Source organism: Ochrobactrum sp. MYb379 (assembly GCF_037479515.1).
GTDB lineage: Bacteria > Pseudomonadota > Alphaproteobacteria > Rhizobiales > Rhizobiaceae > Brucella.
Window position 1 is genome coordinate 665,014 of the sequence record NZ_JBBGYW010000001.1, and the last position, 26,235, is coordinate 691,248.

The window sequence follows — 26,235 nt, forward strand, 5'->3', positions numbered from 1 at the left end:
TAGTAATAGATAATGATTTCACTTTCGAGACGCCTGCTTCCTTCGACAAGTGCACTTGCCGCCTTTGATGCAGTCGCGCGCTATCAGAGCTTTTCGAGCGCTGCGGAAGAGCTGTCTTTGACGCAAGGTGCTGTCAGCCGTCAGATTGCCTTGCTGGAAGAACAGCTCGGCGCCGTCCTGTTTGATCGCACCAGTAGACATGTCATGCTGACCGATGCCGGACGCGCCTATCTTCAAGCAATAAGCCCTGCGCTTGCTTCCATTCGTGCGGCGTCATTACAGGTCATGTCGCAAATGCGGGGGACAACGCTCAATCTCGCATTTCTGCCTACCTTTGGCACCCGTTGGCTGATCCCGCGCATCCCGCGCTTTGTCGCGCAATATCCGGATATTATTCTGAATTTTGCCACGCGTATTGGCCAGTTCGACTTTGAACGCGAAGGCCTCGATGCGGCAATCCATATTGGCCAGCCAGACTGGCCCAATGCCGACTGCACATTTCTGATGGAGGAAATGGTTGCGCCTGTTTGCAGCCCAGCTTTTCTGAAACAGCATCCGATCAACGGCCCCACAGACCTTTTGCGTCTACCGCTTTTCAACATGGCATCACGCCCCGGCGCATGGAGCCACTGGTTCAAAAGCCTTGACATTGCAGCACCTGTTGCAGGCGGGATGCGCTTTGAGCAGTTCTCAAATGTTTCTCAGGCTTGTGTTGCAGGTCTTGGGATTGCGCTTATGCCGCTATTTCTGATCAGTGCCGAAATTGAGAGCGGCCAGCTTGTCGTGGCTTATGAGCACACGGTAAAAAGCCCGAGCAGCTATTACTTTGTAACACCGCAGGCGCGCGCAAACACGCCTGCGGTTAAAGCTTTCCGCGATTGGCTTCTTACCGAGGTCAATCGCGAGTTCGATCCTCATGCCATCGAGTTGCTGACGATCTCATAAGAGCGAAGACGCTTCTGATGGTCATAGATCATGCCCGTCACCATCAATTCATCTGCGCCGGTGCGTTCGGCAAATTCGCGGATGCCCTTGTCGACTGTTTCGGGGCCACCCACGACACGACATGAAAGCATCTGGCGAACCAGTGCCTGTGCTGACGGATCGAGCTGTTCCTGGTACCCCGCTACAGGCGCAGGTAACTTGCCCGGACGGCCGCTGCGCAAATTTACAAATGCCTGTAATTGGGACGTGAACAGGTGATGTGCTTCTTCGTCCGTATCCGCTGCAATGACATTCAGCCCAAGCATGACATAAGGCTTCTGCAGATATTCGGACGGCTCAAATCGCTCGCGATAAAGGTCTACAGCGCGTTCCATGTCAGCCGGTGCGAAATGGGAGGCGAAGCCATAAGGAAGCCCCAGCATCGCAGCCAGTTGCGCGCCAAACAGGCTCGAACCGAGAATCCAGACTGGAACATTCAACCCAGCCCCGGGAACTGCTTGTACGCGTTGAGCAGGATCGGCGGGCTTGAAGTAATTGAGAAGCTCAACGACATCACGCGGAAAATCATTGGCGCTGCTTTCCAGATTGCGGCGCAGTGCATGCGCTGTCATCTGATCGGTGCCCGGCGCACGACCAAGTCCGAGATCAATACGACCCGGAAACAGCGAAGCCAGCGTACCGAATTGTTCAGCGATTACCAATGGAGAATGATTGGGCAGCATGATGCCACCGGCGCCGATGCGAATGGTGGACGTGCCCGCTGCCACATGGCCGATAACGACCGACGTTGCAGCGCTGGCAATGCCGGGCATGTTGTGATGCTCGGCCAGCCAATAGCGCGTGAAACCAAGCTTTTCTGCCTGTTGGGCGAGCTCCAGCGTATTACGCAGAGACTGACCAGCATCGCTGCCTTCAGGGACGGGTGATAGATCAAGTACGGATAAAGGTATCATGCTTGCTCATATGGTGTGAAAAATCGGGGATGCAACAGAGCATAATCCGACCGGAGTAAAACGAGGATCGATAAGATTATGCTGGAAATCGCTCGACTCCCAACAAAAAGGGCGGCCCACATGTGGCCGCCCTTAATCTTATTATTCAATACAAGTTTCAGTGATGGACAAGTTTCAGTGATGGGATGCGGTCGCCGGTTCTTTTCCATCTTCTTGCGATGGTACAAACTCACCTTCCACGTCCTTCTTAGCGATGAAGGTGTAGAACATCGGCACCACAAACAGCGTGAAGACCGTTCCCACGGTAATACCAGTGAAAATCACCAGACCCATCGAGTAACGTGCCGCTGCACCCGCGCCGCTTGCAATGATCAGCGGCACAACGCCAAGTGCCATCGCAGCCGTGGTCATCAGAATCGGACGCAGGCGTGTTTCGGCAGAGAGAATAATCGCTTCACGACGTGAATGACCATGCAGACGACGTTGCTGATTGGCAAACTCGACCATCAGAATGCCGTGCTTGGTTATCAGCCCCACAAGTGTAATGAGACCGACCTGCGTGTAGATGTTGAGCGTTCCAAGACCGAGATTCAGCGGAACAATCGCACCGAAGATCGAAAGCGGAACCGACATCATGATGATGAACGGATCACGGAAGCTTTCAAACTGTGCCGCAAGCACCAGATAGATCACGATAACGGCAAGGCCGAAGGCGATCATGATCGTGTTGCCCTGCTCGACTTCCAGACGTGACTGGCCGGAATAGTCGAGGAAGAAGCCTTCTGGCATCTTCTGCTGCGCCAGATTGACGAGCGTTTGCAGGCCCTGACCTGTTGTGACACTCGGCATTGGCAGAGCAGAGATCGTCGCTGAGTTGAGCTGGTTAAACTGCTCAATAGCGGCAGGAGAAGCATTCTGTTTGATCTCAATTACTGATGACAGTGGAATCATTTCGCCAGAAACACTGCGAACAAAGAATTCGCCGAGTTTTTCCGGGGTGGAACGATAAGCATCCGGCACCTGAGTAATGACGTCATAGCTGTTGGAATCACGGTCGAACTGAGCAATTTTTGCACCGCCCGTCAGAAGACCAAGCGTCGAACCGATATCGCTGACCTGAACACCGAGCGTCGCAGCACGATCACGATCAATAGTGATCGTGGTCTGCGGTGCATTAAAGGACATCGAATTCTGAACGACGATGAACTGACCCGATGCCTGCGCTTCGTTCTTAATTTCTTCGGCCAGTTCAAACACCTGACTGGATGGTCCCGTTGACTGAAGCGCAATGGAAATCGGCAGACCACCGCCAGCACCCGGCAGCGACGGAGGCGCAAAAATGAATGCGTCAACGCCCGCAACTTTGGTCAGTCGAGCAGTCAGATCTTCCTGAATTTGCTTTTGCGAACGTGTACGTTCGGACCAGTCTTTCAGAACCCAAAGAGCGATGCCAGATGTTGTACCGCCATCCATACCAACGATCTGGAAACGTGTATCCAGCTCCGGCAGATCTTTGGTCAGACTATCAATCTCTTTTGCATAGAGGTTGGTATAGGCTGAAGTCGCGTATTGCGGAGCCTGGAACATCGAGAACAATGCGCCTGAATCTTCTTCAGGGGCCAGTTCACTCGACGTGTTGACGAACAGAAAGCCTGTCAGACCAACCAGAGCAATAACGATCATCAGCGTAATCGGACGATAATTCAGCGAACCGGATACCATGCCATGGTACCATTTTTCGAGCTTCTTAAAATTCCGGTCAATGAACTGCTGGAAACGTGACGCTTCACCGTGCTTAAGCATACGCGCACACATCATCGGCGAGATCGTCAAAGCTGCGATGCCCGAAATGATAACTGCACCCGCAAGCGTGAAGGCAAACTCGCGAAACAGCGATCCGGTCAAACCACCGGTAAAGCCGAGAGGCGCGAACACCGCAGCAAGCGTAATCGTCATCGCGATAATCGAGCCGGTGATTTCCTTCATACCCTTGAAGGCCGCATCCATCGGACGCAATCCTTCTTCGATATGCCGGTGGATGTTTTCAAGCACCACAATCGCGTCGTCGACCACCAGACCAATCGCCAGAACCATCGCCAGAAGTGACAGAAGATTGATGGAGAAGCCGAGAATATAAAGGAAGAAGCAAACGCCGATGAGCGAAATCGGGATCGTCACAATCGGAATAAGAACCGAACGGAACGAGCCGAGGAAGACGATGATAACCAGAATAACAATCGCGACAGCTTCACCGATGGTTGTGAACACTTCACTGATTGATGAGCTGATCTGCTCGGTCGCATCATAAACGAGATCAAGCGTCATGCCTTCAGGCAGGGAAGCCTGAATGGCCGGCAATTCCTTTTTAAACGCAGTTGCAACATCAATCGGGTTGGCTGACGGCGTTGGATAAATTGCAAGGAATGTACCGGCAGAACCGTTGAACGAAACAATCGTGTCTGTGCTTTTCGCAGCAAGTTCAACTTTTGCGACGTCGCGCAGACGAACAATCTGATCGCCAGTCGATTTGATTGGCATTGCGCCAAACGCTTCAGGCGTTTGCAATGTCGATTCAAGCGTGATCGAGGATGCAACATACTCGTTCTTCGTTTGGCCCGGCGCGGACAAGAAGTTAGACGCGTTGATCGCATTCAACACTTCAGAAGCCGTAACTTGGCGCGCTGCAAGCTGAATCGGATCGATCCAGACACGCATCGAATAAACTTGTCCACCAAGAATTTCAGCCTTCGCCACACCCTGAACGGTAGAAATGCGCGGCTGCATGACGCGTTCCAGATATTCAGTGATCTGTTCGCTGGTCATGTTGGGGTTCTGCGCGGCCAGATACATGGTCGCAAAGCTCTGCCCCGTTCCCTTAACGATCACCGGATCATCAGATTGTGTTGGCAGATTACCGCGAACCTGATTGACCTTGGCAATCACCTCGGTGAGTGCTGCGTCAGGATTAGCGCCAAGCTTCATCTGAACCGTCACCGTGCTGGACGATGGGCGGCTGGACGATGTGACGTAATCAATGTTTTCGGTCGTAGCCACCGATTCAGCAATCGGCGACGTGATGAAGCCCTGAATAAGCTCCGCACTCGCTCCGGCATAAGCGGTCGAGACGGTGATTACAGTTTCATCGACCTTCGGATATTCACGCACAGAAAGCTGCGCGATACCCAAAAGGCCGAGGAGAATGATCATGAGGGCGACCACTGTAGCAAGTACGGGTCGCCGGATGAAAATATCGGAAAAACTCATCTCGCTTGCCTATTACTTGTCAGCTGCAGGGATAGGATTGACGGTGTTGTCAATCGTTACTGGTGTCCCCGCTGAAAGCCGGTTTTGGCCCGCCGTGATCACAACGTCTCCAGCCTTGAGGCCATCGTTAATCTGGACGACACCGCCATAGCTGCGGCCAATTTTGACGAAAACCTGCTGTGCGACCTGTTTTGCAGCATCACCTTCAGGAGCCTTTTCGCCTTCTTTTGGCTGTGCAGGGCGAACAGCGTAAACATAGTCGCCGTAAAGGCTGCGAACAACGGAAGTCATCGGCAATGCCAGCACATTGTCTTCTTTTGGAAGCTCAACGCGAACCTGAACGAATTGTCCCGGTGTGAGGCGTGGCTCATCATTCTGCACTTCAGCACGCACCGAAACCAGACGGCTGGATGGGTCGATTTTTGGATCGATACCGACGATGGTGCCGCTATAATTGAGCTGCTCCATGCTTGGGCCAACCTTCACCGGCTGACCGAGTTTGAGCAAAGGCAGCGATTGCTCCGGCACAGTGAAATCGATACGCATCTTATCGGTTTCCTGTAAGGTTCCGATAATCGTTCCTGGCGTCAGATACTGCCCAAGATCAACCTTAGGAATACCAATAACGCCTGTAAACGGAGCCGTTACAGTCTTCTGATCGAGTACAGCCTGCATCTTGGCAACAGCAGCCTCCTTGGCACTTGCCGCCGCCGCTGTTGTATCAACGTCAGAAACTGCACCTACACCACGCGTCCGAAGCGTTTCAGCGCGTTTGAGATTTTGGTCTGCAAGCACGGCTTCAGCCTTGGCAGCCACCAGATCAGCGGTTTCAATACTGTTTTCGAGCTGAAGCAGGACCGTGCCCTGCTTCACTTCCTGATTGGCTTTAAAGTCGATCTTATCAACAATTCCGCTGACCTGAACTGTCAGATCAACACCATTGATAGCATTGGCAGAACCGATCGCTTCAATACCCGGCGTCCAGGTCGTCGGCTCAAGGGTGATCGTAGAAACCGTCTTTGCCGGCGGTTGCATATTGGCGAAGAAATCTTTGATCGCCTGCGTCCTGAACAGGTTAAAACCGACGAGCCCCCCTACGACGATCACGAGAAAGATTATTGCCAGAATAAGGCGTTTGATCATTGCGGCTGCACTCCAGGGCGGCTCAAGCGCGTTTCTGCCACAGCAAAAATCGCGCGTATTTTACTTGAATGTTTGGATCAAATAACTGTACCGTCTGGACGGTATTGTCAACTATTGAACTGTCAGGAGACCCATAGAATTGAACACAAAAAAGAAGGTCTCTTCGCGTGAACGTATCCTTAAAGCGGCTGTTGAGCTCGCTCAGGAGGTCGGACCCGCACATATTTCACTCGACGCAGTGGCTGCACGCGCTGGGCTTTCAAAAGGTGGATTGCTTTATTCTTTTCCAACCAAAGCTAAACTTTTGGAAGGTGTGGTTGAAGAATATATGAAAGTGCATGAACACGCGATGGAGGTTCAGGAGAACCTTCAAAGCGGAGGCAAGAATCAGGTCGCGCGTGCGTTTTTTGATGTTTTTCGCGTTCAGGCAGATGATGAACCACCAGCAAGCGGCATTCTAGCGGCTCTGGTCGAAAACCCGGATTTCATGATCCCGGTCAGACATTACCACCGTAGTCTGCTCGACCGCATGCTCAAGGATGCTTCGGATCGCAACCTTGTACTGATTACGTATTTAGCAGTTTCCGGGCTCGAATGTGGTCGATTGCTTGATTGTGATATTGTCAGTGACGAAGAGCGACATTCATTGATCTGTCGATTGGAAACGCTGTTAGAAGCCGGCTAATATTTTTTACTTAAGTAGACCTACAAAAAACGCGCCCTGTGAGGCGCGTTTTTATTAGATTAAAGAGCGGGTATATCGCCCCTCTCCCATCCGGCTGTTGTTTCAGCCGCGAAATCCTCAAAACGACCTTCCGCAATAGCGGCACGAATGCCCTGCATGAGATATTGGTAATAGGCAAGATTGTTCCATGTCAGCAGCATGCCGCCGAGTGCTTCACCCGATTTGACCAGATGATGCAGATAGGCACGGCTGTAATCACGCGTTGCCGGACAGTTTGATTCTGGATCAAGCGGACGATGATCATCAGCATGGCGTGCATTGCGCAAATTCACCTTGCCGAAGCGGGTGAAAGCCAAACCATGACGGCCAGCACGCGTCGGCATCACGCAATCGAACATGTCGATACCGCGAGCCACAGATTTCAGCATGTCATCTGGCGTACCGACACCCATCAAATAACGTGGCTTTTCTGCAGGCAGGATCGGGCAAACCACTTCCAGCATATCGAGCATAACACTCTGTGGCTCACCCACAGCCAGACCACCAACGGAATAGCCTTTCAGGTCCATGGCTTTGAGCGCTTCTGCCGAGCGTTCACGCAGACGCGCATTGTCACCGCCCTGTACGATGCCGAACATCGCTTTACCCGGCTGTGTGCCGAAAGCAACCTTGCAGCGTTCAGCCCAACGCAACGACATTTCCATGGCGCGCTCGGTGTTCTTTTCAGGGGATGGCAGGGCCACGCATTCATCAAGCTGCATCTGAATATCACTATCGAGCAGGCCTTGAATTTCGATAGAGCGCTCTGGCGTCATTTCATAGGCTTTGCCGTCGATATGCGAACGGAAAGTCACGCCGGTTTCATCAATCTTGCGCAACTGCGCGAGCGACATAACCTGAAAGCCGCCAGAATCCGTGAGAATCGGGCCTTTCCAACCGCCAAATTCATGCAGACCACCAAGGCGAGCTACGCGTTCCGCACCCGGACGCAGCATCAGATGATAGGTATTGCCGAGGATAATATCCGCACCAAGATCCTTCACCTGATCCATATACATGGCTTTGACGGTACCGGCTGTGCCAACCGGCATAAAGGCAGGCGTACGCACCACGCCGCGCGGCATGGAGATTTCGCCCTGACGGGCTGCGCCATCACGCGCAACCACTTTGAATTCAAAATTTTCGCTGGTCATGCCGTGTCTCTAAATAATTTTGACTGAAAAGGAAACCGTTTCGGCTAACCTCGTTCGAGCAAGCTTGAATCGCCATAAGAATAGAAGCGATAGCCTGTCTCAATAGCGCGCTTATAAGCTTCATGCATGGTTTCAAAACCACTAAAGGCCGAAACAAGCATGAACAGTGTTGAGCGCGGCAGATGGAAGTTGGTCATCAGCAGATCAACGGCACGGAACTTGTAGCCCGGCGTGATGAAAATATCGGTCGGGCCGGCCCATGGGCGAATAATACCGTCTTCACCGGCTGCGCTCTCAATGAGGCGCAGCGAAGTTGTACCGACGCAGATCACGCGGCCACCGCGCGCATGAACTGCAGTGAGTGCATCCGCCGTTTCCTTCGAAACATAACCAATCTCGGAATGCATCTTGTGATCGATTGTGTCGTCAGCTTTGACTGGCAAAAAGGTGCCTGCCCCCACATGCAGCGTCACGAAATGTTCTTCGATACCGCGTTCGCGAATTTTCGCGAGCAGTTCAGGCGTGAAATGCAGACCAGCCGTTGGTGCCGCAACTGCGCCCTCTTCACGCGCATAAACCGTCTGATAATCGCTGCGATCGCGCTCATCTTCGGTACGTTTCGATGCGATATAAGGTGGCAAAGGAATATGGCCGACGGCAGCAATCGCTTCATCCAGCATTGCGCCAGAAAGGTCAAACACCAGCAACACTTCGCCTGCATCGCCTTTTTCAGCAACGGTTGCATCAAGCGTACCCAAAAAGCAGCTTGAACCCGAATGACCGAAACGGATGCGGTCGCCCTCCTTCACACGCTTGGCAGGGCGCAGGAATGCCTTCCAACGATCAGCACCAGTACGCATATGCAGCGTCGCACTCACTTGAGAAATATTGCCTTCGCGCTCGCGCATGCCTTCAAGCTGCGCTGGAATAACCTTTGTGTCGTTGAAAACGAGCGCATCGCCCGGCTGCAACAAATCAGGCAACTCGAACACCTGTCGATCTTCGAACGGCTGGCCCGGACGCACACACAACAGCTTAGCATGGTCACGCGGCTCGGCTGGACGCAAAGCAATGCTCTCATCCGGCAAATCGAAATCAAAAAGATCAACACGCATTTTAAACCTCATTAAAGCATTTCAACTTTCAGAAATGCGTCAAAGCAAGAGCGGCCCCGGCAAAACCGGAGCCGCTATATTTCTATCGTAAATACAGAATTAGATGTCAGCAGCGATACGTGCGGTTACGATCGTGTCTGGATCGGTAACTGGTTCGCCGCGCTTGATCTGATCAACATTTTCCATGCCTTCGATAACCTGACCCCAAACGGAGTACTGACGGTCAAGGAACGATGCATCGCCAAAGCAGATGAAAAACTGCGAGTTAGCCGAATTTGGGTTCTGCGAACGCGCCATCGATGCCGTGCCGCGCTTATGCGATACGTTCGAGAATTCAGCCTTCAAATCAGGCTTGGACGAACCGCCCATGCCAGCGCGCGAGCCATTGAAATCCGCACCGCCCTTTTTACCGAACTTCACGTCGCCAGTCTGCGCCATGAAGCCATCGATAACGCGGTGAAACACAACGCCATCATAAGCGCCTTCGCGTGCCAGTTCCTTGATGCGTTCCACATGGCCAGGAGCCAGTTCGTTAAAGAGTTCGATAACAACATTGCCCTTGGTGGTTTCAAGAACGAGTGTATTTTCCGGGTCTTTATAAGCCATCGGGCCTCTCCTATTGAGCGTATCCCAAAAGTTTAAATGAGTTTTGGGACAGGGATACGCGTTGAATCTAAAACTTATTTCGTGTCGATTGTGGCTTTGACGATCTTGTCAGGGCTTTCAACCGAACCATTGTCGGATTCGCTGCCCTTTTTGATCTTATCGACGACATCCATACCACTGACAACCTTGCCAACAACAGTGTACTGGCCGTTCAGGAATGCGCCATCATTGAACATGATGAAGAACTGCGAATTGGCCGAATCTGGCGACTGGCTGCGTGCCATACCAACCGTACCGCGTACGAATGGTTCCTTAGAAAACTCAGCCGGAATGTTTGGCATGTCAGAACCGCCGGTGCCGACGCGCGATGCATTGTAGCCCTTATCGACATTGCCGAACTTCACATCACCAGTCTGTGCCATGAAGCCCGGAATCACGCGATGAAATGCGACGCCATCATAAGCGCCTTCCTTCACAAGCTTTTCAATCTGCGCAACATGCTTTGGGGCAAGCTTTGAATCGAGTTCAATAGCGACATTGCCGTCTTTGAGCTGCAAATTGAGAGTATCAGCAGCAAAAGCTACACCCTGAGAAAGCGCAACAATGGTGGCAGCGGCGAAAGCCGAACGAATGAAGGACATAATCGAGAAACTCCCTAAATCAGGATTTGAATTTTGCTTCCAGAGCGGAAGCAACAGAGGCGGGAACGAAGGGCTTTATATCGCCACCCATTGAGGCAATCTGGCGAACCAATGTGGCAGTAATTGTGCGCACAGCCGGATCGGCGGGCAAAAAAACGGTTTGCAATTCCGGCGCCATCGTTCCGTTCATGCCTGCCATCTGCATTTCATAGTCGAGATCGGTACCATCGCGCAGACCACGCACCATCAGCTTCGCACCGTGCTCGCGTGCCGCATCAATCACGAGCCCATCAAACGAAATCACCGAAACGCGCTTTGCATCCTTGCCAAGCAAAGCCTCCGCACTCGCATTGATAAGCGCGACGCGCTCTTCAAAACTGAACAGCGGCTTTTTACCGGGATGCATGCCAATCGCGACAATAACCTTGTCGGCAAGGCGGAGCGAGCCTTTGAGCACATCCATATGGCCGTTTGTTACCGGGTCGAAAGAACCCGCATAAATCGCGATTGTCATTTCTTCCAGCTAGCCTTTTCTCGTCAGTTTTTCAACAACAACCACAATTGAAAGAAATCAGAAACCAAGAAAACAAATTGAATGAGCAATGAAACACGATTTCACGACAGATTCACAACCAGTTTACCAGCATGGGTGCAAGTTCGGTGCAACCTTTTTGCTTCTCAAGCGTATCTATAATGAAAGGATACAGCGATGATGATATTTCTTCTGGCATTATCCATGATGGTAGCAATGGCTGCATCGGCGGTTATTCTGCTTCTGGAAGAGAATGAAGCAAAGCGTAACCGAGTTCGTCCCGCAGCATTCAGTTTGAGTTCTATGAGTAAATTGCGTTCACATTAATTGCTTATTTTAAAGATCGTCAGTTCCCTCCAGTCCTGACATCTCAAAAAGGCCGATGGCTTCCGCCACCGGCCTTTTCATTTGTTAAAAAGACTAACCTGATTATTTTGTGCTTCAGGAAACTCTTTTAATCTTCGCCACCAGCTACAGGCGCTTCACCTTCCGAAGTCGATCCCTCAACTTCAACAGCGCCATTTTCTTCATCGCTTTCCGTTTCCGAAATGCGCTCGACCGAAACGACCTTTTCGCCGTCAGCCGTATTGAAGATCGTGACACCCTTAGTCGAACGTCCGGCAATACGAATGCCGCCAACCGGCACGCGGATCAGCTGGCCTTTGTCGGAAACGAGCAAAATCTGATCGCTTGCTTCGACTGGGAATAGTGCAACCAGTTCACCAATTTCGTCGGTCTTCGAAGTATCCGTTGCACGAATGCCTTTGCCGCCACGACCAGAAACGCGGAACTCATAAGACGAGGAACGCTTACCGTAACCATATTCGCTAACAGTCAGAACAGTCTGCTCACGTGCTTTCAGTTCCTGATAAAGCTCTTCCGTCAGCTCAGCCTCAACCGCGACTTCTTCGCCGACAACAACAATATCATCCGCATCATCCGCACCCATCGCACGACGCTCGGCAATAGAGCGCTTGAGGTAAGCGGCACGCAGCGGTGCATCCGCATCAACGTGATGCAGGATCGCCATTGAAATGACCTTATCGCCATCTGCCAGATTGATGCCACGAACACCAATCGAGTTACGGCCCGCAAAGACGCGAACATCAGTAACCGGGAAGCGAATACACTGGCCGCCAGCACAGGTCAGAAGGACGTCATCAAATTCGGTACAAGTATCGACCGAAAGGATTTCATCGCCTTCTTCTTCCAGCTTCATCGCGATCTTACCGTTACGGTTGACCTGAACGAAGTCGGAAAGCTTGTTACGGCGCACCGTTCCACGCGTTGTCGAGAACATGACGTCGAGGTTTGCCCAGGATTCTTCATCCTCCGGCAATGGCATAATGGTGGTGATGCGCTCACCCTGCTGCAATGGCAGCATATTAATGAGTGCCTTGCCGCGCGATTGCGGATTACCGACTGGCAGACGCCATACTTTTTCTTTGTAAACGATACCACGCGAAGAGAAGAACAGCACCGGCGTATGCGTATTGGCAACAAACAGACGGGTTACGAAATCCTCGTCTTTCGTGGCCATGCCGGAGCGACCCTTGCCGCCACGACGCTGCGCACGATAGGTCGCCAGAGGCACACGCTTGATGTAACCCGCATGGCTGACCGTGACGACCATGTCTTCGCGGGCGATGAGGTCTTCATCGTCCATTTCCGCGCCACCAAGACCAAACTCAGTGCGGCGTGGCGTAGCAAACTCGTCACGAACGGCAATCATCTCTTCTTTGACGATTGTCATCACGCGAATACGCGAGCTGAGAATGTCTAGATAATCACGGATTTCTTCGCCGATTTTGTTCAGTTCATCCGCAACTTCGTCGCGACCCAGTGCAGTCAAACGCTGCAAGCGCAATTCAAGAATTGCACGTGCCTGCTCTTCGGACAGATTATAAGTGTTGTCTTCATTGATCTTATGACGCGGATCATCAATGAGACGGATCAGCGGGGCAACATCAGCGGCAGGCCAGCGACGTTCCATCAACTGCTCACGAGCCGTTGCCGGATCTGGCGCACGACGAATGAGAGCAATGATCTCGTCAATATTGGCAACAGCGATGGCCAGACCAACCAACACATGCGCGCGATCACGAGCCTTGTTGAGGAGGAACTTGGTGCGGCGTGTGACGACTTCCTCACGGAACGACACGAATGCGCGCAGCATATCGAGCAGAACCATCTGCTCTGGCTTGCCGCCATTCAGCGCAACCATGTTGCAACCGAACGATGTCTGCAAAGGCGTGTAACGATAAAGCTGGTTCAGCACGACATCGGCAACCGCATCGCGCTTCAGCTCAATCACAACGCGATAACCATCACGGTCAGATTCGTCACGCAGATCGGAAATGCCCTCAATACGCTTATCGCGTACCAGTTCGGCCATTTTCTCGATCATCGAAGCCTTGTTCACCTGATAAGGAATCTCGGTGATGATAATGGCTTCACGATCGCCGCGCATTGGCTCAATTGCAACAACACCGCGCATAATGACGGAGCCGCGACCTGTGCTGTAAGCAGAGTTGATGCCAGCGCGGCCAAGGATGATACCGCCGGTCGGGAAATCCGGACCGGGGATAATTTCCATGATTTCTTCCAGCTCAATGGCCGGATTTTCAATCAGCGCTACGCAACCATCAATGACTTCGCCAAGGTTATGCGGTGGAATATTGGTGGCCATACCAACCGCAATACCGCCCGAACCATTGACGAGAAGATTTGGAAAGCGCGCAGGCAGAACCATTGGTTCGCGCTCGCGGCCATCATAGTTGTCCTGAAAATCAACCGTATCCTTGTCGATATCCGACAGAAGGGATTCAGTGACTTTTTCAAGACGGCATTCGGTATAACGCATTGCCGCTGGCGGATCGCCATCGATGGAACCGAAATTCCCCTGCCCATCCACAAGCGGATCGCGCAGCGAGAAGTCCTGCGCCATACGTACGAGGGCGTCATAAATGGATGCATCGCCATGCGGATGGTATTTACCCATCACTTCACCGATCACACCTGCCGATTTACGGTAGGGGCGATTGTAAGCGAGGTTCATCTCGTTCATGGCGTGGAGAATACGACGATGCACAGGCTTCAAGCCGTCGCGCACATCAGGCAGCGCACGGCTAACGATAACGCTCATCGCGTAATCGAGATAGGAGCGCTGCATCTCCTCAATAATAGAGATCGGCTCGATACCTGTAGGGCCGCTCGGGCCGCCATTCATATCTTCGGAACCGGGTGGTGGCGTTAGATCTGACACTATTCAGATATCTTTCTCAACAGAATCGATAAAGTCACTTTATAGAGCAAACTAGCACAAAAGGCCAATTTGACCGCCATTTCGCGGCGTGAAATTCCATTACCTTATCAACGGCTTGAAAGATATTCACATAAACATCGCGCAATGATGTTGTGTGAGCGCACGCTTTGCATCGACCGTGTGCCACTGATCGGCTACAATCCCTTTAACAAATCAGGTAATCATTACCAATAAAAGAGGCGAGTTTAACATGGGGTTCTACGATACGGTTTTCAGCGCCTTCGTCACCCTCCTTGTAACAATCGACCCGCCCGGTCTGGCACCACTATTTCTGGCGCTCACGCCAGGCATGGATCGTAGCCATCGCAGTCAGGTTGCACTGCGCGCTTCTATAATTGGCTTCATTGTCATGGCACTGTTTGCGATTGCTGGAGCACAGATACTCGGCATGTTCGGCATCTCCATCGGGGCTTTCCGCGTTGCAGGTGGTCTGCTGCTCTTTTGGATCGCTTTCGAAATGATTTTTGAAAAGCGAACAGAGCGCAAGGAAAAGAGCGCGGAAGTCGCGATCACCAAGGATCATATCCGCAATATCGCTGCTTTCCCGCTTGCCATTCCGCTGATAGCTGGTCCGGGCGCGATCTCAGCCATCGTGCTGACATCGGATTCCTTTGACGGTATCGGGCCGCGCGCAGCCCTGCTCGGTGTGATCGCAGTCTGCCTACTGATTACCTACGTCGTATTGCTGCTCGCAGAACGCGTAGACCGGTTTCTGGGTGAAACCGGTCGTTCTATTCTAACCCGACTGCTCGGTGTCATTCTTGCAGCACTTGCAGTTCAGTTCGTAGCAGACGGTGTGCGATCGCTGATTAGTGGCTAGGCCGTAAAAGCACTCAGCTCGTTATTAAATATACCGCGAACGGGCTGAGAAAAGGCAAACTACTTTGCGAGGAGTATAATTTAAATAATTAGCTTAATTATATTTTTTCAAATTTTTTAGAAAAATATCCGTAGCAAAGGCGATATCTCCAGAATTATCGATGATGAAAACATCTTCAGCGCCATCATCAAAATAGACTTCACGGGAAAGTCGTCTGATAATTTCTTCCCGGCTCTCGCGACCGCGCGCAGCCAATCGCTCTGCCAATACCTCTGGCTTTGCAGAAATCACAACTATGGACCGCGAGGCATAAAGACTGCGTATTTCACCCAGCACGCGGCGCGAAACATTGGCAATTATGACCGAACCTTTTGCAATCTCCTCGTTTAGCGACTTTGGCAGACCATAGCTTAACCCATGTGCCTGCCAATGCAGAGCAAAAGCACCATCGTTAGCGAACCTAACAAAAGCATCTTCGGTCAGGCTGTCATGGTCTTCCGTTCCGGGCATTTGTGGGCGAGTGATTATGCGGCGAACGAAATGAAATCGATGATCATCAGCGAGTGCGGCACGCGCGGCGTCCATGATTGTGTCTTTGCCGGCACCGCTAGGGCCGACAACCGCCACAAAGCAACCTTTCGGCGCCAATCTCCGACTAACATCACTCATATCTGCACTCGATGCATTTCAAAACGATGTACCAAAAGGGACGCAGCGGATGGGCCACTTCGCCCTCGGTTCCTCATGCTTCATATGTTCGCTCACTCGCATGAACTTCATAAGCTTTGCGGATATGAAGATCAACGAACAGATATATAAATTATATGTCACAGACCGGTAAAAATCGGCTTTTTCAAAAAACCGTACACTTGGATAACAGGCACTAAGCAACGAAAGTGAACATGATTTTATTCAACCAAAGCCGATAACTTTTAAGAACAAAAATGCTTCAAAGCTAATGCAGGTAGCTGAAAATAGAGCGATAAATTGATATGTTAAAATCTATAAAAACATCAATTAGAACAAGTTACTATTCTTGTATCTCAATTATTCAATTTAATTAAAAAAGCGGGCGTTTAATGCGCCCGCTTTTTTCATCAAAATGGAATTTCGTCGTCGAGATCGCGGGAGAAACCGCCGCCACCGCCGCCCTGACTGGATGGGCCGGAGGAACCGAAATCATTACCGCCGCCCGAGTAATCTGACATCTGGTTACGATTGCCACCACCACCGCCGCCGCCAAAGGAACGACCCTCACCGCCGCCTTCGCCACGGCTATCGAGCATCTGCAGTTCGCCACGGAACTTCTGCAACACGATTTCGGTGCTATAGCGGTCGTTGCCGTTCTGATCCTGCCATTTGCGTGTTTGAAGCGCGCCTTCGATATAAACCTTAGAACCCTTCTTCAGGTACTGTTCGGCAACCTTAGCAAGATTTTCATTGAAAATAACAACGCTGTGCCATTCTGTGCGATCCTTGCGCTCACCGCTCTGACGATCACGCCAGCTTTCCGAGGTCGCAATACGCAGATTGGCGATCTGGTCGCCTGAATTAAGGCGACGAATTTCAGGATCGGCACCAAGATTGCCGACCAGAATGACTTTGTTGACGCTACCAGCCATCGAAAACTTACTCCGGGTCTCGCAAGCACAACCTAACCTACAGTTTCATCCGAATTGGATCGGACTGATCTGGCAAGACGTGCTTTCCACAATAAAGATCAGGCGCAAATATGCGCCATCACATAAAACTCTGAACACACACTACAACAGTCATTCTCGAAGCGCGCTGATTGCAGAGATTATTTTAAGAATGTTCCACAGATGATTATGTTCTTGTTTTGTTCAAAATGCAACAATATTCATAAATCATGACCGCGTTGACGCATTTAAAAGTCATACTCCGAGGATATATGGCACTCTAATGATTTGAAATCGTATTGCAAAGTTAAGCCCTGCCGCTCACTGTTTCTTTGGCGCGCAGGGCTTGGATTTGAGCAATGCTCTTATATCGACAATGCTTCGCCGATAAATGTTTTCGGAAATCTACTGCCTGGAAGCGGACGATCTCCGCGCATATTTCAGGTTTTCTGCAATCAGCTAACACGATCAATTATGCATTTGTCCGAAAAGACGATACAGAATGACGTGAAGTGATTGTGCTTTCACAATCGTGAAAGCGAGGCAACTTAGTCAGGTGGACTCATGCTCCATTTCCTCCTGTTGCATTAACCCAACCGTTTGGACCTCTTGTCGATATCGAATAATCATCCCGATATCTCTCCATCCAGCGAGTAGGTGCAGTCTGCGCCTGTCAGGAGTAACAGTCAACGCTCTTGCGTTCACATTTCGTATCGCATATCAGAAGTTCAGTTGTTCGATCTTTGTTCCGGTGTTATTTAAGCCCGGAATGATTGAACGCCCCTTTCCTTGGAAGGGGTTCATACCCATATTGTGGAGCGGCGCGGCATTGAGTTCCACGCCCGACAATCCATGACAGGACCAAACAGGCAGGACGCGGAATGAGCGATCAGAAATTCATTTCCATACGTGGCGCGCGTGAACACAATCTGAAAAATGTTGACCTTGATCTGCCGCGCGACAAGCTGATCGTCATGACCGGTCTTTCGGGCTCCGGCAAATCATCGCTGGCTTTCGATACGATTTATGCAGAAGGCCAGCGTCGCTATGTCGAAAGCCTTTCGGCTTATGCGCGCCAGTTTCTTGAAATGATGCAGAAGCCAGATGTGGACCAGATTGATGGTCTTTCCCCGGCTATTTCCATCGAGCAAAAGACAACGAGCCGCAATCCGCGTTCGACCGTCGGTACTGTAACCGAAATCTACGACTATATGCGCCTGCTTTTCGCACGCGTAGGTGTGCCTTATTCACCTGCGACGGGCCTGCCGATTGAAAGCCAGACTGTCAGCCAGATGGTTGATCGCGTTCTCGCATTTGAAGAAGGCACCCGTCTTTATATTCTGGCTCCAATCGTTCGTGGTCGTAAGGGCGAATATAAGAAGGAACTGGCAGAGCTTCAAAAGAAGGGTTTCCAGCGCGTAAAGGTCGATGGCGCCTTCTACGAAATCGCTGATGTCCCTGCCCTCGATAAAAAATACAAGCACGACATTGATGTGGTTGTGGACCGTGTTGTTGTGCGTGGTGATCTTGCAACCCGTTTGGCCGACAGTCTTGAGACCTGTCTGAAATTGGCCGAAGGTCTGGCGATTGCCGAATTTGCCGACAAACCTTTACCAGCAGAAGAGACAGCCTCCGGGGGTGCAGCGAATAAATCGGCGAACGAAACGCATGAACGCGTGATGTTCTCGGAAAAATTTGCATGTCCTGTTTCAGGTTTTACAATTCCTGAAATCGAGCCGCGTTTGTTTTCGTTTAACAATCCGTTCGGTGCCTGCCCGACCTGCGATGGTCTAGGCACGCAACAGGCAATTGATCCTAATCTGATCATCCCGGATCATTCCGCTTCTCTGAAAGATGGGGCAGTTGCGCCATGGGCGCGCTCGTCATCGCCCTATTACAACCAAACGCTTGAAGCGCTTGGCAAATCCTATGGCTTCAAACTGAGTGCCAAGTGGACTGATCTCCCAGAAGAAGCTCAACAGGCCATTCTTTACGGCACCAAGGGCAAAGAAATTGCCTTTAATTATGATGATGGTTTGCGCGCCTATCAGACCACCAAGGCATTTGAAGGTGTTATTCCAAACCTTGAGCGCCGCTGGAAAGAAACCGATTCAGCATGGTCGCGAGAGGAAATTGAGCGCTTCATGTCGTCAACGCCCTGCCCGGCATGTCGTGGCTATCGCTTGAAGCCAGAAGCACTGGCCGTCAAAGTTGGCATGAAGCATATCGGTGAAATCACCAGCATGTCGATCCGCAACGCTGACCAATGGTTCCGCGATGTCGATGGTACGTTCAACGACAAGCAGCGCGAAATCGCAGCGCGCATTCTCAAAGAAATTCGCGAGCGTCTGGACTTCCTCAATGATGTTGGGCTCGACTACCTGACGCTCGCGCGTAATTCAGGCACGCTTTCAGGTGGTGAAAGCCAGCGCATTCGCCTCGCCTCGCAGATTGGTTCCGGCCTGACTGGCGTCCTTTACGTGCTGGACGAGCCATCTATCGGCTTGCATCAGCGTGACAATGCGCGCCTTCTGGATACGCTTCGTCACCTGCGCGATCTCGGCAATACCGTGATCGTTGTCGAACATGATGAAGATGCGATCCTCACCGCCGACTATGTGGTCGACATTGGGCCAGCAGCCGGCATTCATGGCGGCCATATCATTGCGCAAGGTTCTCCTGATGACGTGATGTCGAACGCCAATTCGTTGACCGGCAAATATTTGTCAGGTGCGCTTGAAGTTGCAATTCCTGCTGAGCGCCGCGAAATTTCCAAGGCAAAGCGCATCAAAGTTGTCGGCGCGCGTGGTAACAATCTGAAAAACGTCTCAGCGGATATTCCGCTTGGCACATTTACAGCCGTTACCGGCGTATCGGGCGGCGGCAAATCGACGTTCCTGATCGAAACGCTGTTCAAAGCTGCATCGCGCCGCATCATGGGTTCCCGCGAACATCCTGCGGAACATGACCGTATTGAGGGCCTTGAGTTCCTTGATAAGGTGATCGACATTGACCAGTCACCGATTGGCCGCACGCCGCGTTCCAATCCCGCAACCTATACCGGCGCTTTCACGCCGATACGCGACTGGTTCGCAGGTCTTCCCGAAGCCAAGGCACGCGGTTATCAAGCCGGACGTTTCTCATTCAACGTGAAGGGTGGACGCTGTGAGGCTTGTCAGGGCGATGGCGTCATCAAGATCGAAATGCACTTTCTGCCAGACGTTTATGTGACCTGTGATGTTTGCCACGGCAAACGCTACAACCGCGAAACGCTCGAAGTGCACTTCAAAGGCAAATCAATTGCCGACGTACTGGATATGACGGTCGAAGAGGGCGCTGAATTCTTCACAGCCGTTCCCGCTGTGCGTGACAAACTCGAAACGCTTGTCAAAGTTGGACTGGGCTATGTGAAGGTCGGCCAGCAAGCCACAACACTTTCGGGTGGTGAAGCGCAACGCGTGAAACTTGCCAAGGAACTGTCGCGCAAAGCTACAGGCCGAACGCTCTATATTCTTGATGAGCCAACGACAGGTCTGCATTTCCACGACGTCGCAAAGCTTCTCGAAGTGCTGCACGAACTGGTTGAGCAGGGAAATACGGTTGTGGTGATCGAACACAATCTTGAAGTCATCAAGACTGCTGACTGGGTGATTGATCTTGGTCCAGAGGGCGGTGATGGCGGCGGCGAAATCGTTGCCGTTGGGCGTCCTGAAGATATTGCCAAGGAAAAGCGTTCCTATACCGGCCAGTTCCTCAAGGAGCTGCTCGAACGCCGTCCAAGACGTAAAGCAGAAGCTGCTGAATAATTTTAAAGCCGGGCATTGCCCGGCTTTTTTTATTCAAAAAAACCGACAACAGGCCCATATCCACCATGCCATGAAATGTCGTTGCGACCCATGGCAGGACTATAAATTCCAGCGCCGCCCCCGCCATCAAGGAACAGTGCATTCGGGCACTTCAGCTCGTCTCTAAACAGTGAAGCGAAATCATAGAAATTCACAGCATCTTCGCTAATTGCAAAGCGGATCGATTGATCCTCACAGATACCCACGCCGCTTCTACGAGTTCGGTCTGTGGATCCTTTGATCAGGATAGGATTGAGCTTGTTCCCTATGATCAGCATAGGCCCGGATTGCGTTGCAAAATTCGCCCGCAGCTTCTGCTTCAGAAACTGGTCAGTTGAGACAATTCCTGCGCTGTCATTATCAAAATAGAAAACACCATTCGGCTTTTTATAGAAATTTGGAATCGGACCCGAGACACGCTGCGGTGTTTTCGTATCTGGAGGCACCAGTTCCTGTCCATTCTCGATATATAAGCCCATCGGCGTAAAATCGACCTGATACATCCCGGCATTAAAAGCAAATGATAGTGTTTTGCCCACGCCAGCTACAGCATCTGCTACTTTTGAAAAATTGCGATATGGCTGGCCATCAGCACTTTTCCAAAACAGCCGCAGATTTTGTTTGTCCTTCACCGTGCAGACAATGAATTTCATATCTTGAAAAATCTGCGGTTCACACGCTTCGGCTCGTGCTGATTGCGTTGCGAAATAAAGTCCGGCAAACCCCAGAGCTGTGTGTGCCATTGTCGATTTAAACAAGCGCAAAGCAAAACCTCCCTCGAAAAATAAAAAAAGCCCGGCTAAACCGGGCCTTCTCGTAGTACTGTCCGCGATTATCGCGACAGTTACAGCATCAACCCAAAAATCAAAATCGATTTCAGAAAGCACGATGCTTAACCTAAAAAGTCAAAGCGTGCCTCGTGCGCCAATTATGACGCACAGCGCTCTAACGATTAGCCGTTAACGGCATCCTTAAGGCCCTTGCCGGCCGAGAACTTCGGCACGTTACGGGCAGGAATTGCAACTTCTGCGCCAGTCGACGGGTTACGACCTGTCGAAGCTGCACGATGCGACACGGAGAAAACACCAAAGCCTGGCAGACGTACTTCTTCGCCAGCCTGAAGTGCACCGGTTACAGCTGCGAGTACTGCGTCAACTGCAGTTCCTGCGTCGGCCTTTGTCAAACCGCCCTTTTCCGCTACTGCGGCGACCAATTCGTTCTTGTTCATAGGCATTTCCTTTCTTTATCTACCGGCGCGATTTACGCGAACGGATTGCGTGCAGTTTATTCAAATTGAATGACAAACCAAGCCTGTCAACACGAAAAAAGCCCAGAAAACCGGGGTTAAACACAGAAATGCCGGGCTTTTGGCCCGGCATTGTTAGTATATTAGCCACTGTGAACGATTAATGCGCTGTAGAAACGCCCGCGTCATCGTCTACCGGAGCAGATGCAACTGGTGTTGCAGGCTCTGTCCATTCGATCGGCTGTAGCTCACGAACCAGCGCATGCTTAAGCACTTCACCGACTCGCGACACCGGAACGATCTCAAGATTGTTCTTCACATTGTCCGGAATATCCGCCAAGTCCTTGGCGTTTTCTTCTGGGATCAGAACTTTCTTGATGCCGCCGCGCAATGCAGCAAGCAGCTTTTCCTTGAGACCACCGATAGGCAATACGCGGCCACGGAGCGTCACTTCGCCGGTCATTGCAATGTCCTTGCGAACCGGAATACCGGTCATCACAGAGACGATTGCCGTAACCATGGCGATACCAGCCGATGGGCCATCCTTGGGCGTCGCACCTTCTGGTACGTGCACGTGGATGTCGCGCTTGTCGAACAGCGGAGGCTCAATGCCGAAATCAACTGCACGCGAGCGAACATAAGATGCCGCCGCAGAAATCGATTCCTTCATAACATCACGGAGATTACCCGTAACGGTCATGCGACCCTTGCCGGGCATCATGACACCTTCAATGGTCAGCAACTCGCCGCCCACCTCAGTCCACGCAAGACCTGTGACAACGCCGACCTGATCTTCACCGTCGATCTGACCGAAACGATAGCGCTCGACACCGAGATAATCGGAGAGATTTTTGTCAGTGATTTTCACCGACTTCTTCTTCGACTTTAGAATCTCAGTCACGGCCTTACGTGCCAAAGTCATCATTTCACGTTCAAGACTACGCACACCGGCTTCACGTGTGTAAAGGCGGATAACATTACGCAGCGCATCGTCTGTGACCGAAAACTCTTTCGGCTGCAAAGCATGATCCTTGATCGCCTTTGGCAACAAATGCCGTTTAGCAATCTCGAGCTTTTCATCTTCGGTGTAACCGGCAATACGAATGACTTCCATACGATCCAGAAGCGGACCCGGAATATTCAGCGTATTGGCGGTCGTCACGAACATGACGTTCGACAGATCATATTCAACCTCAAGGTAATGATCCATAAAGGTCGAGTTCTGTTCTGGATCCAGCACCTCAAGCATTGCTGACGACGGATCACCACGGAAATCCTGACCCATCTTGTCGATTTCATCGAGCAGGAAGAGCGGGTTGGACTTCTTTGCCTTCTTCATCGACTGGATGACCTTGCCGGGCATCGAACCGATATAAGTGCGGCGGTGACCGCGGATTTCAGCCTCGTCACGCACGCCGCCAAGCGACATACGAACATATTCACGGCCGGTAGCCTTGGCAATCGAACGGGCAAGCGAAGTCTTACCGACGCCGGGAGGTCCAACGAGGCAAAGGATCGGGCCTTTGATCTTGGTCGAGCGAGCCTGCACTGCGAGATATTCGACAATGCGCTCTTTGACCTTTTCGAGGCCAAAATGATCGTCACCAAGCACGCCTTCGGCAAAGTTAAGATCCTGCTTGATCTTGGACTTCTTGCCCCACGGAATCGACAGCAGCCAGTCGAGATAGTTGCGAACAACGGTTGCTTCTGCCGACATCGGGCTCATGCTGCGCAGCTTTTTCAGCTCAGCCTGTGCCTTTTCGCGGGCTTCCTTGGAAAGCTTGGTCTTGTTGATGCGCTCTTCGAGTTCAGCCGTTTCATCACGACCGTCCTCGCCATCACCAAGCTCCTTCTGAATCGCCTTCATCTGCTCGTTGAGGTAATATTCGCGCTGGGTCTTTTCCATCTGGCGCTTAACGCGGCCACGGATGCGCTTTTCTACCTGCAGAACAGAAATCTCGGATTCCATGAAGGCCAGCGCCTTCTCAAGACGCTCACGCACCGAGAGAATAGACAACATTTCCTGCTTTTCAGGAATCTTGATCGCGAGATGCGAAGCGACCGTATCAGCAAGCTTAGAATAATCTTCAATCTGCGTGGCTGCACCAACCACTTCAGGCGAAATCTTCTTGTTCAGCTTGACGTAGTTTTCAAAGTCAGAAACCACGGAACGCGATAGCGCTTCAACTTCAACGGCATCTTCTTCGGGTTCAGGAAGAACCGTAGCAAATGCTTCGTGATAATCTTCGCGATCAGTGAACTTGGAAACCTTGGCGCGCGCAGTGCCTTCGACGAGAACCTTAACGGTGCCGTCTGGCAGCTTCAAAAGCTGCAACACATTTGCAATCGTGCCGATTTCATAAATAGCATCAGGTGCCGGATCATCGTCTGCCGCATTCTTCTGCGTTGCGAGCAAAATCTGCTTATCGACGCCCATCACTTCTTCAAGTGCTTTGATCGACTTTTCACGTCCAACAAACAGCGGAACGATCATATGGGGGAAGACTACGATATCGCGCAACGGCAGAACGGCATACAGCCCGTCTTCGCCATTCGCTTCCGTCTTCTGTTCAATATCCGTCATGTCAGTCCTTTCTCAGGTCATTCGACCCGACTGCCAAAGGTTGTGGCCCCTTTCATGATGAGGCAGTCCACAACCAGTGCTTCGGTCCATAATTGGAGTGTCGAACTCCTAAATTCAAGCTGCTTTAATGGCAGCATTCATAGAATCGTCATCTATCCTGCGCCGTCACAGAAATTTGTACAATAACAACTGCGCGATGTATCCAGACTGCGCCAACAGATAGACAAGAAAAAGGCCGCTTTCGCGGCCTATTCTCATTTTACTCAACAGCTATCAGGCTGAGGCATTGCCTTTTTCGTCCTGGCGCTCGGAATAGATGTAGAGCGGACGGGCGCTGCCATCCACAACATCTCCGGAAATAACCACTTCCTGAACGCCTTCCAGCGTTGGCAGCTCGAACATAGTGTCGAGCAGGATCTTTTCCATGATCGAACGCAGGCCACGCGCGCCGGTCTTGCGCTCAACTGCCTTATTGGCAATCGCACGCAGAGCGTCGTCGTGGAAGCTGAGTTCAACATTTTCCATGTCGAACAGACGCTGATACTGCTTCACAAGCGCATTCTTTGGCTCAGTCAGAATCTGCACAAGTGCGTCAACGTCCAGATCTTCCAGAGTGGCAATCACTGGCAGACGACCAACGAATTCCGGAATAAGACCGAATTTCAGCAAGTCTTCTGGTTCCAGTTCACGGAACACTTCACCAATACGACGATCTTCAGCGGACTTTACATTGGCGCCAAAACCAATCGAGGTCTTTTCACCACGTGCCGAAATGATCTTATCGAGACCAGCAAACGCACCGCCACAGATGAACAGAATGTTCGTCGTATCCACCTGCAGGAATTCCTGCTGCGGATGCTTACGGCCACCCTGCGGCGGCACGGAAGCAACAGTGCCTTCCATGATCTTAAGCAGCGCCTGCTGAACGCCTTCGCCCGATACGTCACGGGTGATAGAAGGATTATCCGACTTGCGGCTGATCTTATCGACTTCGTCGATGTAAACGATGCCGCGCTGTGCGCGTTCAACATTATAATCAGCCGACTGGAGCAGCTTCAGAATGATGTTTTCAACGTCTTCACCGACATAACCGGCTTCTGTCAGCGTCGTTGCATCAGCCATTGTGAACGGAACATCGATGATGCGTGCAAGTGTCTGGGCAAGATAGGTCTTGCCGCAACCCGTTGGACCAACCAGCAGAATGTTGGACTTCGCTAGTTCGATGTCGTTGCTTTTGCTCTGATGTGCAAGGCGCTTATAGTGATTGTGTACCGCAACCGAGAGAACGCGCTTGGCGTCTTTCTGACCGATGACATAGTCATCGAGTACGTCTTTGATTTCCTGCGGCGTAGGCACACCTTCGCGCGACTTCACCATCGAGGTTTTGTTTTCCTCGCGGATGATGTCCATGCAAAGTTCGACGCACTCGTCGCAGATAAATACGGTCGGGCCTGCAATCAGCTTACGTACTTCATGCTGGCTTTTGCCACAGAACGAGCAATAAAGCGTATTCTTTGAATCGCCGCCGCTGTTGCTGACTTTGCTCATTGCAGTTTCCTTTCAATAAACCGAGTTGAACAACAGCCCTCTGCGTCCATCTCGATCGTTTCTTCCGGTTCGGAGCCATTGAGGAAGCACAACACAGCTTCTTTCCGGCTCCATCAGCAGTTTTTACGCACTGCCAGTCATTTTGGATCT

20 protein-coding genes are annotated in these 26,235 nt (G+C 51.5%); 5 read left to right on the plus strand and 15 right to left on the minus strand.

The window, feature by feature from the left end; translation table 11 throughout:
* Window positions 1-12 precede the first annotated feature (12 nt).
* Window positions 13-945 carry a LysR family transcriptional regulator gene (locus tag WH356_RS03385; protein ID WP_339508787.1) on the plus strand — a complete coding sequence of 311 codons (933 nt, stop codon included), beginning with the start codon at window positions 13-15 and terminating at the stop codon, window positions 943-945.
* On the opposite strand, the gene WH356_RS03390 is transcribed toward WH356_RS03385, so the two are convergent.
* From WH356_RS03390 to WH356_RS03400, 3 genes are all read right to left on the minus strand, one after another.
* Window positions 915-1,898 (minus strand): LLM class flavin-dependent oxidoreductase, encoded by a 984-nt coding sequence (locus WH356_RS03390; RefSeq protein WP_339508788.1) that lies wholly within the window; start codon window positions 1,896-1,898, stop codon window positions 915-917. The genes WH356_RS03385 and WH356_RS03390 overlap by 31 nt on opposite strands.
* Window positions 1,899-2,072: 174 nt before the next feature.
* Complete coding sequence (locus WH356_RS03395; RefSeq protein ID WP_339508789.1) at window positions 2,073-5,162, minus strand: efflux RND transporter permease subunit; 3,090 nt, start codon at window positions 5,160-5,162, stop codon at window positions 2,073-2,075.
* Window positions 5,163-5,174: 12 nt separating this feature from the next.
* Window positions 5,175-6,305 carry an efflux RND transporter periplasmic adaptor subunit gene (locus WH356_RS03400; protein WP_339508790.1) on the minus strand — a complete coding sequence of 377 codons (1,131 nt, stop codon included), beginning with the start codon at window positions 6,303-6,305 and terminating at the stop codon, window positions 5,175-5,177.
* A 139-nt stretch (window positions 6,306-6,444) separates the two neighbouring features.
* Here WH356_RS03400 and WH356_RS03405 point away from each other — a divergent pair, with 139 nt between their 5' ends.
* Window positions 6,445-6,990 (plus strand): TetR/AcrR family transcriptional regulator, encoded by a 546-nt coding sequence (locus WH356_RS03405; RefSeq protein ID WP_339508791.1) that lies wholly within the window; start codon window positions 6,445-6,447, stop codon window positions 6,988-6,990.
* Between the two features lie 59 nt (window positions 6,991-7,049).
* Here WH356_RS03405 and tgt read toward each other — a convergent pair whose 3' ends face one another.
* The 5 genes from tgt to coaD form a co-directional block, all read right to left on the minus strand.
* Complete coding sequence (gene tgt, locus WH356_RS03410) at window positions 7,050-8,183, minus strand: tRNA guanosine(34) transglycosylase Tgt (protein ID WP_339508792.1); 1,134 nt, start codon at window positions 8,181-8,183, stop codon at window positions 7,050-7,052.
* 44 nt (window positions 8,184-8,227) lie between these two features.
* Complete coding sequence (gene queA, locus WH356_RS03415) at window positions 8,228-9,298, minus strand: tRNA preQ1(34) S-adenosylmethionine ribosyltransferase-isomerase QueA (protein WP_339508793.1); 1,071 nt, start codon at window positions 9,296-9,298, stop codon at window positions 8,228-8,230.
* Window positions 9,299-9,397: 99 nt separating this feature from the next.
* On the minus strand, window positions 9,398-9,904 hold the full coding sequence (locus WH356_RS03420) for a peptidylprolyl isomerase (RefSeq protein WP_339508794.1): 507 nt from the start codon (window positions 9,902-9,904) through the stop codon (window positions 9,398-9,400).
* Between the two features lie 74 nt (window positions 9,905-9,978).
* Window positions 9,979-10,545 carry a peptidylprolyl isomerase gene (locus WH356_RS03425; protein ID WP_339508795.1) on the minus strand — a complete coding sequence of 189 codons (567 nt, stop codon included), beginning with the start codon at window positions 10,543-10,545 and terminating at the stop codon, window positions 9,979-9,981.
* A gap of 19 nt (window positions 10,546-10,564) precedes the next feature.
* Complete coding sequence (coaD, locus tag WH356_RS03430) at window positions 10,565-11,059, minus strand: pantetheine-phosphate adenylyltransferase (protein WP_339508796.1); 495 nt, start codon at window positions 11,057-11,059, stop codon at window positions 10,565-10,567.
* A gap of 195 nt (window positions 11,060-11,254) precedes the next feature.
* Between coaD and WH356_RS03435 the strand changes: the two genes are divergently transcribed.
* Window positions 11,255-11,404, plus strand: a complete 150-nt coding sequence (locus WH356_RS03435) for a hypothetical protein (RefSeq protein ID WP_339508797.1) — start codon at window positions 11,255-11,257, stop codon at window positions 11,402-11,404.
* A gap of 127 nt (window positions 11,405-11,531) precedes the next feature.
* Here WH356_RS03435 and gyrA read toward each other — a convergent pair whose 3' ends face one another.
* Window positions 11,532-14,306 (minus strand): DNA gyrase subunit A, encoded by a 2,775-nt coding sequence (gene gyrA, locus WH356_RS03440; protein WP_339508932.1) that lies wholly within the window; start codon window positions 14,304-14,306, stop codon window positions 11,532-11,534.
* 286 nt (window positions 14,307-14,592) lie between these two features.
* Here gyrA and WH356_RS03445 point away from each other — a divergent pair, with 286 nt between their 5' ends.
* Window positions 14,593-15,222 (plus strand): MarC family protein, encoded by a 630-nt coding sequence (locus tag WH356_RS03445; protein WP_339508798.1) that lies wholly within the window; start codon window positions 14,593-14,595, stop codon window positions 15,220-15,222.
* 93 nt (window positions 15,223-15,315) lie between these two features.
* Here the strand turns inward: WH356_RS03445 and phnN are convergent, their stop codons facing one another.
* Both phnN and ssb read right to left on the minus strand, forming a co-directional pair.
* Window positions 15,316-15,891, minus strand: coding sequence for a phosphonate metabolism protein/1,5-bisphosphokinase (PRPP-forming) PhnN (gene phnN, locus WH356_RS03450; protein ID WP_339508799.1), 576 nt, complete (start codon window positions 15,889-15,891; stop codon window positions 15,316-15,318).
* A 428-nt stretch (window positions 15,892-16,319) separates the two neighbouring features.
* Entirely contained in the window at window positions 16,320-16,844 is a 525-nt protein-coding gene (gene ssb / locus WH356_RS03455; protein WP_339508800.1) for a single-stranded DNA-binding protein, read from the minus strand.
* Between the two features lie 899 nt (window positions 16,845-17,743).
* Between ssb and uvrA the strand changes: the two genes are divergently transcribed.
* Window positions 17,744-20,668, plus strand: a complete 2,925-nt coding sequence (gene uvrA, locus WH356_RS03460; RefSeq protein ID WP_339508801.1) for an excinuclease ABC subunit UvrA — start codon at window positions 17,744-17,746, stop codon at window positions 20,666-20,668.
* Window positions 20,669-20,697: 29 nt separating this feature from the next.
* Here uvrA and WH356_RS03465 read toward each other — a convergent pair whose 3' ends face one another.
* From WH356_RS03465 to clpX, 4 genes are all read right to left on the minus strand, one after another.
* Complete coding sequence (locus tag WH356_RS03465) at window positions 20,698-21,471, minus strand: phosphodiester glycosidase family protein (RefSeq protein WP_421565864.1); 774 nt, start codon at window positions 21,469-21,471, stop codon at window positions 20,698-20,700.
* A gap of 188 nt (window positions 21,472-21,659) precedes the next feature.
* Window positions 21,660-21,935 (minus strand): HU family DNA-binding protein, encoded by a 276-nt coding sequence (locus WH356_RS03470; RefSeq protein ID WP_250039808.1) that lies wholly within the window; start codon window positions 21,933-21,935, stop codon window positions 21,660-21,662.
* A 178-nt stretch (window positions 21,936-22,113) separates the two neighbouring features.
* On the minus strand, window positions 22,114-24,537 hold the full coding sequence (gene lon, locus WH356_RS03475) for an endopeptidase La (protein WP_339508802.1): 2,424 nt from the start codon (window positions 24,535-24,537) through the stop codon (window positions 22,114-22,116).
* Between the two features lie 273 nt (window positions 24,538-24,810).
* Window positions 24,811-26,085, minus strand: coding sequence for an ATP-dependent Clp protease ATP-binding subunit ClpX (gene clpX / locus WH356_RS03480; RefSeq protein ID WP_339508803.1), 1,275 nt, complete (start codon window positions 26,083-26,085; stop codon window positions 24,811-24,813).
* Window positions 26,086-26,235 lie beyond the last annotated feature (150 nt).

What these genes read in the sequence shown, in the direction of transcription:
- WH356_RS03385 (WP_339508787.1), top strand. Translation starts at nt 13, where the DNA reads ATGATTTCACTTTCGAGACGCCTGCTTCCTTCGACAAGTGCACTTGCC.
- WH356_RS03390 (WP_339508788.1), bottom strand. Translation starts at nt 1,898, where the DNA reads ATGATACCTTTATCCGTACTTGATCTATCACCCGTCCCTGAAGGCAGC.
- WH356_RS03395 (WP_339508789.1), bottom strand. Translation starts at nt 5,162, where the DNA reads ATGAGTTTTTCCGATATTTTCATCCGGCGACCCGTACTTGCTACAGTG.
- WH356_RS03400 (WP_339508790.1), bottom strand. Translation starts at nt 6,305, where the DNA reads ATGATCAAACGCCTTATTCTGGCAATAATCTTTCTCGTGATCGTCGTA.
- tgt (WP_339508792.1), bottom strand. Translation starts at nt 8,183, where the DNA reads ATGACCAGCGAAAATTTTGAATTCAAAGTGGTTGCGCGTGATGGCGCA.
- queA (WP_339508793.1), bottom strand. Translation starts at nt 9,298, where the DNA reads ATGCGTGTTGATCTTTTTGATTTCGATTTGCCGGATGAGAGCATTGCT.
- WH356_RS03420 (WP_339508794.1), bottom strand. Translation starts at nt 9,904, where the DNA reads ATGGCTTATAAAGACCCGGAAAATACACTCGTTCTTGAAACCACCAAG.
- WH356_RS03425 (WP_339508795.1), bottom strand. Translation starts at nt 10,545, where the DNA reads ATGTCCTTCATTCGTTCGGCTTTCGCCGCTGCCACCATTGTTGCGCTT.
- coaD (WP_339508796.1), bottom strand. Translation starts at nt 11,059, where the DNA reads ATGACAATCGCGATTTATGCGGGTTCTTTCGACCCGGTAACAAACGGC.
- WH356_RS03435 (WP_339508797.1), top strand. Translation starts at nt 11,255, where the DNA reads ATGATGATATTTCTTCTGGCATTATCCATGATGGTAGCAATGGCTGCA.
- gyrA (WP_339508932.1), bottom strand. Translation starts at nt 14,306, where the DNA reads ATGAATGGCGGCCCGAGCGGCCCTACAGGTATCGAGCCGATCTCTATT.
- WH356_RS03445 (WP_339508798.1), top strand. Translation starts at nt 14,593, where the DNA reads ATGGGGTTCTACGATACGGTTTTCAGCGCCTTCGTCACCCTCCTTGTA.
- phnN (WP_339508799.1), bottom strand. Translation starts at nt 15,891, where the DNA reads ATGAGTGATGTTAGTCGGAGATTGGCGCCGAAAGGTTGCTTTGTGGCG.
- ssb (WP_339508800.1), bottom strand. Translation starts at nt 16,844, where the DNA reads ATGGCTGGTAGCGTCAACAAAGTCATTCTGGTCGGCAATCTTGGTGCC.
- uvrA (WP_339508801.1), top strand. Translation starts at nt 17,744, where the DNA reads ATGAGCGATCAGAAATTCATTTCCATACGTGGCGCGCGTGAACACAAT.
- WH356_RS03470 (WP_250039808.1), bottom strand. Translation starts at nt 21,935, where the DNA reads ATGAACAAGAACGAATTGGTCGCCGCAGTAGCGGAAAAGGGCGGTTTG.
- lon (WP_339508802.1), bottom strand. Translation starts at nt 24,537, where the DNA reads ATGACGGATATTGAACAGAAGACGGAAGCGAATGGCGAAGACGGGCTG.
- clpX (WP_339508803.1), bottom strand. Translation starts at nt 26,085, where the DNA reads ATGAGCAAAGTCAGCAACAGCGGCGGCGATTCAAAGAATACGCTTTAT.